We start from the raw sequence: 13,445 nt of genomic DNA on the forward strand, positions 1-13,445 counted from the left end.
GGGCTATCCTAAGTGAAATTTCGGGATAGCTTCCTCTTATATTGTGAATTTTTGTCGGTAAGTCGATATATCATGAGAATCGCTGATATAATTAGAGTAGCGCCGATATATCAAGAAAATCGCTGGTATAATTTTAAGTAGCGCCAATATATCCAGAAAGTCGCTCATATAATTTCATTCACAAATAGAGGATAAAAAAGCACAGTTATACTTTGTCACGCACTTGACTTTTAACTCATGTAATTTATAATTAAAAACGGAATGAATTTTCATTCCTGGAAATTGAGGTGGAAAAATGGCTAAAAACAAACAAGAGGATATTTTTGACGCTGCAATACAACTTTTTGCAGAACGAGGTTATGATGGTACAACAATTCCGATGATTGCCGAAAAAGCAAAAGTAGGCGCAGGTACGATCTATCGTTATTTTGAAAATAAAGAAGCGCTTGTTAATTCTTTATTTACGAAAAGTGTTTTACAACTATCGGAATTAATAAAAAATGATTTCCCGGTCGATGCAAATATTCGTGAACAGTTTAGCCATACATACAACCGTTTATTTGAATTTGCGAGACAAAATGCAGATGCTTTTCTTTTTACAAATTCTCACTGTGATAGTTATTTTCTAGATGAACATAGCAATGAAATATTCGAGGACTTCATGGGTTTCTTCATGAACTTGATTGAAGATGGAATCGAAAAAGGTTTGCTTCGTCCATTACCACCAATTGCTTTAATTATTATTGTATATCAACCAATTGAAAAATTAATTAAAGTAATGGAAACAGGGCAGTTAGAATATACAGATGAATTAGTAAAGGAATTGGAAGAAAGTTGTTGGAATGCTATTAGAATCATTTGATTCTATAGCCTTATAAGGACAGGAATGAACATTCATTCCGAGAAAAGTATGAAAAAGAATAACAGGAGATGATAAATCTTTACAACTAAAGGAATGAATATTCATTCCGTATTACCTAGTTTAATAAAGTTAATGAATAATTTAATAGAATGATAGGAATGAACGTTCATTCCAAAAGGATTTTCAAAAGAATAGGAATGAATATTCATTCCGCGTGTAAATTTCATAATGGGAGATGATTTAAATGAGCAAGTTAAAAAGTTGGAGAAGTTTATCTTTTCTATTATGGATAGTTATTACTATTACAATGGTTGTAACGATGCCTAATATGGATAAATTAGTGAAGGAAAAAGGGAAAATTACAATCCCTAATACAGAACAAAGCAGCATTGCTGACAAGATGATTAAAGAGATGGATAAAGAAGGGGTTGAAAAGTATGAAATTATAGCCGTTTTTAATAGTGGCAATAAGGCAGCTTTAACAGATGAACAAAAGAAGGAAATAACAAAAACGATCAACGCCCTGCAAAATGAAAAAGAGCAATTAGGAATTAAGGAAGTTGTTTCGCATTTAGATAATAAAGACTTGGAGAAACAATTAGTTTCTAAAGATAATACAACTATTTTAACGCAAATATCGATAGATAAAAAACATGGTGAAATATCAAAGGTTTCAAATAATCTTCATGAAAAGGTGCAAACGAAAGGGGTAAAAACGTATTTAACAGGAAGTGACTTAATAGCGGGTGATTTTCTTAAATCCTCTCAAGAGGGAGTGAAAAAGACAGAAGTTATTTCAATCATTTTCATTCTTGTAGTATTAATCCTCGTATTCCGTTCACCAGTTGTTCCGATTGTTTCTCTTCTTACAGTCGGTGTGTCGTATTTAGTTTCAATGGGGATTATTGCTCAGCTTGTAGATCAATTTAATTTCCCATTTTCAAACTTTACACAAGTGTTCGTAGTCGTCGTCCTCTTTGGAGTAGGAACAGATTATAACATTTTATTATATACGAGGTTTAAAGAAGAATTAAGTAAACAAGAAAATGCATTTTTGGCCACGAAAGAAACATTTAAATCGGCAGGTAAAACCGTATTATATAGCGGTATAGCGGTGCTAATTGGTTTTGCATCACTTGCGTTAGCGAGTTTTAAATTATATCAATCTACTTCAGCGGTAGCAATTGGTGTTTTAGTATTACTACTCGTATTAACGACTTTAAATCCATTTTTTATGGTGCTTTTAGGAAAAGGAATGTTTTATCCAGTTAAAACATTTAAAGGTCATGAGGATAGTCGCTTATGGGGATTATTTGCGAAAAACTCAGTAGCAAGGCCATTTATCGCTTTAATCATCGTATTTTTAATATCGATTCCTTTCATATTAAAATACTCTAATACACTAAATTACAATGATTTATTTGAAGTAGATAATAAGTATGAATCAAAGATGGGTATTAACGTAATAGAGGATCATTTTCCGCCTGGTTTCTCTTCACCGAGTACATTAGTCATTCAATCTGATAAAAAGCTGGATGAAGGAACTTCTCTACAAATTTTAGACGAATTAACTGATAAAATTTCGAAAGTTAAAGGTGTATCAGAAGTATATGCACCGACACGTCCAACTGGTGAGAAGATAAAAGAATTATATTTAAATAAGCAAGCGGGAGAATTGAATACAGGATTAGGAGATGCCGATGGTGGCATAAAGGAAATTAATGATGGATTAACGGATGCGAAAAATAAAATGGGAAGTAATGATTCAAATAGTCTTGCGAATGTTCAAAAATTAATTGATGGAACGAACGAGGCGAAAAACGGGGTATCAGCATTAGGAACAGCTTTACATCAATTATCAAATGGCATAAACGACGGTGCACAAGGAGCACAGCAAATTGAGAGTGGCTTAGCTTCAGTAAACGAAAATATAAATGTTCTATCTAATGCAACGTCGCAGCTGCATGCTGGTTATGCACAGTTAGAAAAAGGTTTAAGCTCTTACGATCAATACTTCGGAAGTATTTCTCAAGCAATTGATGGTGCGAAAAAGGGATATGAACAAATTGAAATGTTAATGACCAATTTCGTTCAAACGAAACCAGAACTAGCGAATGATTCAAACATACAACAAACGATAGGAATTGCTAAAGAAGCTCAAAAACAATTAAATATACTTTCAAAAGAATTAAATCAATTAGCAACGCAGCATAAAGCAGCGATGAGTTCATTTAAAGAAGCGAATCAATCGTTACTGAAAGTGGATAACGGCTTAAAAGAAATGAACAATGGAATTAATAAGTTACAAAAGGGGGCAGCGGATCTTAAAAATGGATTAAATGAAGGTTCTGCAGGTTCAAAACAAATTGCGAATAAATCAACTGAGTTACAATCTGGATTAACGAAAATAAACGATGGGCAAGGGCAACTTTTAACGGGCCTTAAAGACCTGCAGGAAAAGATGGGGCAATTACAATCTGGTTTATCTAAAAGTACAGAAGGGCTTGGAAAAGTAAGCAATGGCCTGCATGACGCGCAGAAATATTTAGGGGAGCTCAATGAATCGAAAAGCTCTGAGAAGTTTTATATTCCAAAAGAAGTGTTAGAGGGAGACGATTTCCAAAAAGCATTGAACACGTACATGTCACAAGATAGAAAGATTGCTAAAATGACCATCATTTTAGATGTAAATCCGTATTCAAAAGAAGCAATGCCGATTATTCAAGAAATCAATAAAACAATCGAGGGCACTGTAAAGGGAACGGAATTACATGATGCGAAAACAGCAATTGGCGGAACAACAGCTAGAAACGTTGATTTAAAAGAAGTAACAGGGCAAGATTTCTTACGTACAGCTACGATTATGTTAATTGGAATTGCGATTGTATTAATTGTAATTACACGTTCATTATTAAATACAATATTTATTATTGGCTCATTACTATTAGCGTACTTTGCATCGCTTGGTATAAGCGAACAAATTAGTGCACATGTATTACATGTAGAGTCATTAAGCTGGAATGTTCCATTCTTTAGCTTCATTATGATTGTCGCTTTAGGAGTGGATTATAGTATTTTTGTAATGATGCGCTATAACGAGATAGAAGGGGATTCGGTAACGAAAATTGTAACTGCATCTCGTCATATAGGAGGAGTTGTATTATCAGCGGCGCTAATTTTAGTAGGGACATTTGCAGCATTAATCCCTTCAGGTGTATTAACACTTATACAAGTAGCATCAGTTGTTGGCGTTGCACTATTACTATTAGCTTTAATCGTGATGCCGATATTGTTACCTGCTTTAATGGGATTAACGAGTAGATTGAAGAGTTATAAAGAAAAGATAATAAATACGAAATAAGTGAAGACTGTAGGGGATGATTTCTCTACAGTTTTTCTATATATAAAATTTCGAATGAAAAATGAATCCAATGTATTAAAGAATGAGAAGTGAATGGTTATATGAGAAAGAGGTCGATGATATACATACAATAGCTAGGGGAATGGATAAAAACTATCCGATTTCATTATAGAAAGGTAATCAACCGTTGCTATTCATCCAGCTTCTACTATATAATAGCTATAGTCTACAATAATTGAGTCGTAATATGCGATTTTTTAAGACAATCGGTGAGAAAACGCTGAAATAAGCGGTATTAGTAGGAGGACACAAATGATTACAGTAAGTAACGTTAGTTTGCGTTTCGCGGATCGCAAATTATTTGAAGATGTTAACATAAAATTCACGCCAGGTAACTGCTACGGTTTAATCGGAGCAAACGGTGCTGGTAAATCAACATTTCTAAAGATTTTATCTGGAGAAATTGAACCATCAACAGGTGACATACATATTACGCCAGGTGAGCGTCTAGCAGTATTAAAACAGAACCACTTCGAATATGAAGAGTTCCCAGTATTAGAAACAGTAATTATGGGTCACACGCAACTTTATAAAGTAATGCAAGAGAAAAATGCTATTTACATGAAAGAAGACTTTAGTGATGAAGATGGAATGCGTGCTGCAGAACTTGAAGGTGAGTTCGCTGAGCTTAACGGTTGGGAAGCTGAGTCAGAAGCTGCAATCCTTCTAAAAGGTCTTGGTATTGGTGAAGATCTTCATGACAAAAAATTATCAGAATTGACTGGTGCAGAGAAAGTAAAAGTATTACTTGCTCAAGCATTATTCGGTAAACCTGATATTCTATTACTAGATGAGCCTACCAACCACTTGGACTTAAAAGCGATTCAATGGTTAGAAAACTTCTTAATGAACTTTGAAAATACAGTAATCGTTGTATCCCATGACCGTCACTTCTTAAATAAAGTATGTACGCACATGGCTGATCTTGATTTCGGTAAAATTCAACTTTATGTTGGTAACTATGACTTCTGGTATGAGTCAAGCCAATTAGCTTTAAAATTAACACAAGATGCTAATAAGAAAAAAGAAGAGAAAGTAAAAGAGTTACAAAACTTCATTGCGCGCTTTAGCTCAAACGCATCTAAAGCGAAACAAGCAACTTCTCGTAAAAAATTATTAGATAAAATTACATTAGATGATATTAGACCATCATCACGTCGTTACCCATTCGTTGGCTTCACACCTGAGCGTGAAATAGGAAATGACTTATTAACTGTTGAAGGCCTTTCTAAAACAATTGATGGCGAAAAAGTGTTAGATAATGTGTACTTCACTTTAAATAAAGGTGATAAAGTTGCATTTATCGGTCGTAACGATATTGCGATGACAACATTATTTAAAATCCTTATGGGTGAAATGGAGCCAGATAGCGGTTCATTCAAATGGGGTGTTACAACATCTCAATCTTACTTCCCAAGAGATAACTCTAAATACTTTGAGAACAGTGACTATAACTTAGTTGATTGGTTACGCCAATTCTCTCCACAAGATGAGTCAGAAAGCTTCTTACGTGGTTTCTTAGGCCGTATGTTATTCTCAGGTGAAGAAGTTAAGAAGAACGTTTCTGTATTATCTGGAGGCGAAAAAGTTCGTTGTATGTTATCTAAAATGATGTTAAGTGGTGCGAACGTAATCACACTTGACGATCCAACGAACCACTTAGACCTTGAGTCTATCACTGCATTAAACAACGGTTTAATTGCTTTCAAAGGTACAATGTTATTCACATCTCATGACCATCAGTTCGTACAAACAATTGCAAACCGCATTATCGAAGTAACACCAAACGGTGTAATCGATAAAGAGGCAACTTACGATGAGTACTTAGAAAATGAAGAACTTCAAAAACAAGTAGATGCAATGTACAAAGGTCAATAATATATAATGAAAAAACTCGCTCTTTTTAGAGCGAGTTTTTTTGTCGAGAAAACATAACACCACTGGTGGGATAAATGAATAATTATTCAAATATAATATTAATGAACATGAAAATTTTTCATGTATGGAAGAGATGTAATGACTTTAAGATTTAAAGATTTAGTTGAAGCAGGGGAATCTAAGTTGAGCAATATAATTAAATAACATTATTTTGTCATGTGAAATATGTACCAAAATTGGAGATAGAATAGTTTGCGAATGAGTTTATAAAGGTATATAGTATGGGGTGTCATAATTAGTGGATGAATCTTGGGAGAAAACAGGAAATGTTACAAATTTATTTTGTTAAATAGAAACCAAGGTCAAAATGTTTAAAAAGAAATAGTTGAATAAATACTAGCTTCAAATTATAATTACTAATATTCTTCATATAGTTAAATAAAGATAATCTATTTGAAGAAGAAAATTTGAATAGAGAGACAGACTTATAAAAAATAAGCCTTGGATGATTAAAAGAGGTGGAGAAATGAAACAGTTCTTATTAAAGAGCAAAAGTGTGTTAAGCAATCATTTTGGATTCTTTCTGTTTGCCGTTATTTTATTTTGGCTCAAAACATATGCAGCTTATGTAACGGAATTTAATTTAGGAATTTCAAACACAATCCAAAAATTCTTGCTGTTTTTTAACCCGCTAAGTTCAGCAGTTCTATTTTTAGGACTTGCATTATTTGCAAAAGGGAAACGATCTTATATTTGGTTAATTGTTATCAACTTGTTATTGTCGATTCTTTTATATGCAAACGTAGTTTACTATCGCTTTTTCAGTGACTTTATTACGTTCCCGACATTAACACAAACGAATAACTTTGGAGATTTAGGTGGTAGTATTCTTGCGTTGCTACATCTTTATGATCCACTATACTTCTTAGACACGATTATATTAATTGTGTTAGTCGCAACAAAATTTGTAAATCCAAAACCAATTCGTGTTGCGAAGCATAAAGTATCTCTAGTATTTGTAGCAGGTATTTTATTATTCAGTGTTAACTTAGGTCTTGCAGAGTCTGACCGTCCTGAATTATTAACAAGAACGTTTGACCGTAATTATATTGTGAAATATTTAGGGGCATACAACTACACAATTTATGATGGAATTCAAAGTGCGAAAGCATCGACAGAACGAGCATTAGCTGATGGCGATAATATGACAGAAGTACGAAATTATTTAACATCAACTTATGCAAGTCCAAATCCTGAGTATTTCGGTAAAGGAAAGGGAATGAACGTAATTTATATTCATTTAGAGTCATTCCAAAACTTCTTAATTGATTACAAATTAAATGGTCAAGAAGTTACACCGTTCTTAAACTCATTTACAAAAGATGCGAATACGCTTTATTTTGATAACTTCTTCCATCAAACAGGACAAGGGAAAACATCTGATGCGGAGTTTATGTTAGAGAATTCAATGTTTGGTTTACCACAAGGTTCTGTCTTTACAACGAAATCTCATAATACGTATCAATCAGCACCAGCTATTTTAGGACAACAAGGATACACATCAGCAGTATTCCACGGTAACTACAAAACATTCTGGAACCGTGACGATATTTATAAATCATTTGGTTTTAATAAATTCTTTGATGCGTCATACTACGATATGAATGAAAAAGACGTAGTAAACTATGGATTAAAAGATAAACCGTTCTTTAATGAATCTATTCCGTTATTACAAACGTTGAAACAACCGTTCTATACGAAGTTTATTACGTTATCGAACCATTTCCCTTATCCAATCGATAAGGCAGAAGCAACGATTGAACCAGCAACAACAGGTGATTCATCAGTAGATACGTACTTCCAAACAGCACGCTATTTAGATGAATCTGTAAAAGGCTTCATCGATTACTTGAAACAATCTGGTTTATATGATAACTCGATTATTGTTATGTATGGAGACCATTACGGTATTTCAGATAATCATAACGCAGCAATGTCAAAAGTAATGGGTAAAGAAATGAACTCATTTGAAAATGCACAGTTACAACGTGTACCATTAATCGTTCGTGTACCAGGAGTGAAAGGTGGCGTACAACATCAATATGGTGGTGAAATTGACGTTCTTCCAACGCTTTTACACTTACTAGGTACAGATACAAAGAATTATGTTCAATTCGGTTCTGATTTATTATCACCAGATCATAAACAAGTCGTTGCTTTCCGTAACGGTAACTACGTAAGCCCAACAGTTACTGCACTAAACGGCAAATACTATGATACAACAACTGGAAAGCCAGTAGAATTTACAGATGAAATAAAGAAAAATGAACAAATGGTTCAAAACTCACTAAAATACTCTGACCAAGTCGTAAATGGTGACTTATTACGATTCTACACACCGGAAGGATTCACTCCAGTAGATCGTTCGAAGTATAACTATAACAATCGTGATAAAAACAATACGAAGGTAAAAACGACTCCGGAAGGGGAAGCTAAATAAATAATAAAAGGCGCTATTCATATGAATAGCGCCTTTTATTTGTAAATATACCATCATTATTAGACAGAACCAGCTGTTGCTTTTTGTTTTGCCTTTCCGAAGAAAACTACACCGACGATGATAATAATGATAAATGCCCATTTCACGAAAGGGTTACTTTCGAAAAATCCAGCGAACCATTTCTCATCTACAATCATTTTTGTAGCAGTATAAGCTAAAACCGCTGCTCCAATCGTAATGATGACAGGAAAACGATCTACCCATTTTAGAATCAATGTACTGCCCCATACGACTACAGGAATAGAAACTAATAGCCCAATGATCACTAAAGAAAAGTTACCATGCGCAGCTCCTGCAACAGCGAGTACATTATCAATGCCCATTAACGCATCAGCAATAATAATAGTTTTAATAGCAGACCAAAATCCTTCTTCGGCTTTAATATCATGATTTTTGCCCTCAGCGATCAACTTGTAAGCGATCCATATAAGAAGTACACCACCAATTAGGAGTAACCCAGGTATTTTTAATAACCAAACGACAACTAAGGTAGCGAGGGCTCTAATAGCGATTGCCCCGACAGTACCCCATATAATAACTTTCTTTTGTTGGTCTTTTGGTAATCTTCTTGCTGCTAATCCAATTACGATGGCATTATCCCCGGCTAACACTAAATCGATTACAATAATGGCAAGCAAGGCAGACAAATACTCAGATGAGAGAAAATCCATATACATATCACTCCTTATGATTAATATGTGCTAAGCTATATTAAAAATTCTAAAGAGCTTTTTGTCATTGGTGTAAATGAATAATGAGGGGAACTTTAGAATTAAAGGTAAATAATGTATTCCAACGGGGGAAGGTATGCTGAAGTAATTTTTAAAGCACAATCATTGCACTACATAGAAACAAAAATTTGGACTTATATTTGGAGGTAATAAAAGATATTATATTAATAGAAAGCGATTACAAAATCTAATTTTGCAAAGTTAGTATCTATACTTGCAAGTCAATTAGTGAACAAGTATAGAAAGGGTGTACACCATATATGATATTAGATAATCGATGTGTAAATATTTTGCAACAAATTATTCAAGCAGAAGGTTATGTGTCTATAAATCAATTAATTGATGTAATTCAAGTTTCTAAGCGAACAATTTATTATGATATTAAGAAGATTGAAGATTGGTTACAAGAAGAAGGGCTACATTCAATTGAATATATCCGACCTTTAGGTTATTGCATAAGTAATGAAACGAAACAGATGATAGTAAAAAAATTAAATGAATTTACGAGTAATCAATATGAATATTCTCCACAAGAAAGAAAAATATGGTTAATTTTATACTTACTCATAAAGGAAAACAGAATTTTATTAGAAGACTTAATTGACCTTTTACAAGTAAGTCGTAATACTGTGCTTACAGATTTAAAAAAGCTAAAAGTAGAACTAAATAAGTATGATTTATTATTACAATTTGGGCGTAAACAAGGCTATCAAATTGCTGGAAATGAACAGGATAAACGAAATTTGTTAATTTCCAGTCTCTCTTTCATTATTACCAAAAACGGCTGGGAGTATTTAATATCACAAGTAAAATGCATTATGAGTGATATGAGGAATGAAAAAGATACTCTGGAACGAGAAACACTTTACAACATAAAAAATATTCTTTCAAACTGTGAAGGGTTTTTAGGTATCCAATATACAGATGAGGTGCTTGAAAATTTAAGCGTTTACATGTATTTGTTCCATAGACGTATTTTAAAAGGGCAGTACATTGAAATGGAAGAAGCAGAAAAAAATGTTCTTCGAGATTCAAAGCAATTTGAAGCAGCAAAGTATATCGCCAAGCAGTTTGAGCGAAAGTTTGCTGTTAAATTTCCAAGTGATGAAATTTATTATATTACGACGCATTTGTTAGGTGCAAAAGTAAATTACCAGGAAAATATGTATGAAAAAAATAATAAGGATGAAATACATTTGGTTGTTGACAGGATGATTAAAGAATTTCAGGACTATGCTTGCGTTATATTTGAAGATTTTAACGGGCTGTCTTCAGACCTATATTTGCATATGAAACCCGCGTTTTATCGGGTGAAGTATGGAATAGATATTGAAAATCCATTACTAAATACGATTCAGCAAAATTATAAAGAGGTATATTATCTTACGAAAAAAGTGATTCATCATTTTGAAGAATATGTGAGAAAATCTGTTTCAGATGATGAGATTGCATATATTACTATGCATTTTGGAGCGTGGATGAGGAAAGAAGGAATCGTTCCCAATCCGCGGAAAACTGCGCTACTTGTATGTCCGAATGGTATTGGAACATCACGTATGTTGCAATACCAATTAGAAAAATTATTTTCAAATGTGGATATATTAAATGCAATTTCAAAGCGAGAATATGAATCAAATACATTTGATGTAGATTGTATTATTACAACTACTGAAATTGAGAAGAGAGGGGTACCTGTTTTTAAGGTGAATCCAATTCTAACTGATTCTGAAAAAGCATCTCTTTTAAGAAACGTAAATGGAGTATTGTATGGTGAGAATCAAAAGGATTCTGTTGATGTAGTCATGGGAATTATTCGAAAATATTCCGATGTAGTAGATGAGCAATCTTTAAAAAGAGAATTGACTGAATTTATGAGTGGTCCGGTGTATTTTGAGAAGGAGGAGAAATATAAACCAATGTTAAACGAACTTTTAACTAAAGAGTTTATTCAACTTCAAAATCGAGTTGATAATTGGAAAGATGCGATAAAGGTAGCAGCTGAACCGTTATTACAAAATCAATATATCCTTGAAGAATATATTGATGAAATGATTGTAAATGTAGAAAAATTAGGTCCCTATATTGTTATTGCACCTAAAATTGCAATACCACATGCTCGTCCAGAAGCAGGAGTTAAGCAGCTAGGAATGAGTTTACTACAGTTAAAAGAAAGTGTTTCATTTTCAGAAAAACAAGAGCATGCTGCTAATTTGATTATTGTGCTAGCGGCTATAGATAATGAAACACATTTAAAAGCATTAGCACAATTAAGTGAGATGCTATCAGAACAAAAAAATGTGGAAATGTTAATTCATTCAGATTCAAAAGATAAATTATTAGAAATGATAGCTAAATATTCTAATTAAAGGGGAAATTAAAATGAAAAAAGTATTAGTTGTATGTGGAAATGGTTTAGGAAGTAGTTTTATTGTGGAAATGAATGTGAAGAAAATTTTAAATGAACTAGGATTACAAGCAGAAGTATCTCATACAGATTTAGCTTCTAGTAAATCTGAGCAAGCTGATTTATATTTAGGTGCAAAAGATATTATTTGTAATCTTGAAGATGGCACACGCACAGTTGCTGGTTTAACAAATATTTTAGATCAAAATGAAATTAAAGAAGCATTACAAAAACACCTGATGTAGTACAGTGAAAGGGGAGTAATGCTATGTTTGATATAATAATGAAGGATATTTTGGGACAGCCTGCAATATTAGTTGGATTATTTGCTATGTGTGGTTTACTACTGCAAAAGAAAAACTTTGCAGACACAGTTTCAGGAACCTTAAAAACAATTATGGGCTTTGTCGTTTTAGGAGGCGGAGCTACTATATTAGTAGGAGCTTTAGACGTTTTTGGTAAAATATTTGATAAAGCATTCCATATTAAAGGTATAATTCCAAATAATGAAGCTGTTGTTGCAATAGCTCAGCAAACATTAGGAAAAGAAACGGCATTAATCATGGTATTTGGTATGATTACAAATTTAATAATTGCACGATTTACGAAATTTAAATATGTATTTTTAACTGGTCATCATACCTTATTCATGGCATGTTTAATTTCAGCGGTATTTTCAACTACAGGGATGCAAGGCGCTTCACTAGTCATTATTGGGTCAGTTATTTTAGGGTCACTCATGGTGATTTTTCCAGCATTACTACAACCGTATGTTAGAAAGATTACAGGGATGGATGATATTGCAATTGGCCATTTCGGTTCAGTTGGATATTTAGCGGCAGGGTTTGTTGGAAGTAAATTTGGAAATAAAGAAAAAACAACAGAACAAATTCAAGTTCCGAAATCACTTGGTTTCTTACGTGATACATCAGTATCTATGTCATTAACGATGGCTGTATTGTTCTTTATTGTTGCGCCATTTGCTGGTAAGGAGTTTATCGAAACTGAATTAAGTAACGGACAAAATTATCTCGTTTATTCTTTCATGCAGGCCATTACGTTTGCAGCAGGTGTATATATTATTCTAGCAGGTGTACGTATGTTAATTGCAGAAATTGTACCTGCATTTAAAGGTATTGCAGATAAACTTGTACCAAATGCAAAACCAGCATTAGATTGTCCAACAATCTTTCCGTTTGCACCAAATGCAGTTATTATTGGCTTTTTAACAAGTTTTATTGCTGGACTTCTTTCCATGTTTCTTCTTCCATTTATCGGTTTAAGTGTAATAGTACCGGGATTAATTCCTCACTTCTTCACAGGAGCAACAGCAGCTGTATTTGGAAATGCAACAGGAGGTAGAAGGGGAGCGATACTTGGCGCTTTTGTAAATGGGTTACTAATTTCATTCCTACCAGCGATATTATTACCTATATTAGGTGGTTTAGGATTTGAGAATACAACATTCGGGGATTCTGATTTCGCAGTGGTCGGTATTTTGATTAGTGAAATTGTGAAGTTAGTAGGCTATATTTTTTAATATATGGGATAAAAAAAGACTTGATAACCTACTAAAGGGAATCAAGTCT

8 protein-coding genes are annotated in these 13,445 nt (G+C 33.4%); 7 read left to right on the forward strand and 1 reads right to left on the reverse strand.

Annotated features, from left to right (window positions below; translation table 11 throughout):
- Positions 1 to 295: 295 nt before the first annotated feature.
- From JFU02_RS01010 to ltaS, 4 genes are all read left to right on the forward strand, one after another.
- Positions 296 to 862 (forward strand): TetR/AcrR family transcriptional regulator, encoded by a 567-nt coding sequence (locus JFU02_RS01010; protein WP_001107290.1) that lies wholly within the window; start codon positions 296 to 298, stop codon positions 860 to 862.
- 244 nt (positions 863 to 1,106) lie between these two features.
- Positions 1,107 to 4,223 (forward strand): MMPL family transporter, encoded by a 3,117-nt coding sequence (locus JFU02_RS01015; protein WP_201069440.1) that lies wholly within the window; start codon positions 1,107 to 1,109, stop codon positions 4,221 to 4,223.
- A 312-nt stretch (positions 4,224 to 4,535) separates the two neighbouring features.
- Positions 4,536 to 6,161 (forward strand): ABC-F family ATP-binding cassette domain-containing protein, encoded by a 1,626-nt coding sequence (locus JFU02_RS01020; RefSeq protein WP_000633860.1) that lies wholly within the window; start codon positions 4,536 to 4,538, stop codon positions 6,159 to 6,161.
- A 526-nt stretch (positions 6,162 to 6,687) separates the two neighbouring features.
- Entirely contained in the window at positions 6,688 to 8,661 is a 1,974-nt protein-coding gene (ltaS, locus tag JFU02_RS01025) for a lipoteichoic acid synthase (RefSeq protein WP_098285664.1), read from the forward strand.
- A 59-nt stretch (positions 8,662 to 8,720) separates the two neighbouring features.
- Here the strand turns inward: ltaS and JFU02_RS01030 are convergent, their stop codons facing one another.
- Entirely contained in the window at positions 8,721 to 9,392 is a 672-nt protein-coding gene (locus JFU02_RS01030; protein ID WP_000346964.1) for a TerC family protein, read from the reverse strand.
- 320 nt (positions 9,393 to 9,712) lie between these two features.
- Between JFU02_RS01030 and JFU02_RS01035 the strand changes: the two genes are divergently transcribed.
- From JFU02_RS01035 to JFU02_RS01045, 3 genes are read left to right on the forward strand one after another with little or no spacing between them, the layout of a single operon-like run.
- Positions 9,713 to 11,818 carry a BglG family transcription antiterminator gene (locus tag JFU02_RS01035; RefSeq protein ID WP_000599581.1) on the forward strand — a complete coding sequence of 702 codons (2,106 nt, stop codon included), beginning with the start codon at positions 9,713 to 9,715 and terminating at the stop codon, positions 11,816 to 11,818.
- Between the two features lie 13 nt (positions 11,819 to 11,831).
- Complete coding sequence (locus JFU02_RS01040; protein ID WP_000757316.1) at positions 11,832 to 12,101, forward strand: PTS sugar transporter subunit IIB; 270 nt, start codon at positions 11,832 to 11,834, stop codon at positions 12,099 to 12,101.
- Between the two features lie 23 nt (positions 12,102 to 12,124).
- Positions 12,125 to 13,396, forward strand: coding sequence for a PTS ascorbate transporter subunit IIC (locus tag JFU02_RS01045; protein WP_061666517.1), 1,272 nt, complete (start codon positions 12,125 to 12,127; stop codon positions 13,394 to 13,396).
- Positions 13,397 to 13,445 lie beyond the last annotated feature (49 nt).

The sequence above is a fragment of the Bacillus sp. TH13 genome (genome assembly GCF_016651175.1).
GTDB lineage: Bacteria > Bacillota > Bacilli > Bacillales > Bacillaceae_G > Bacillus_A > Bacillus_A thuringiensis_S.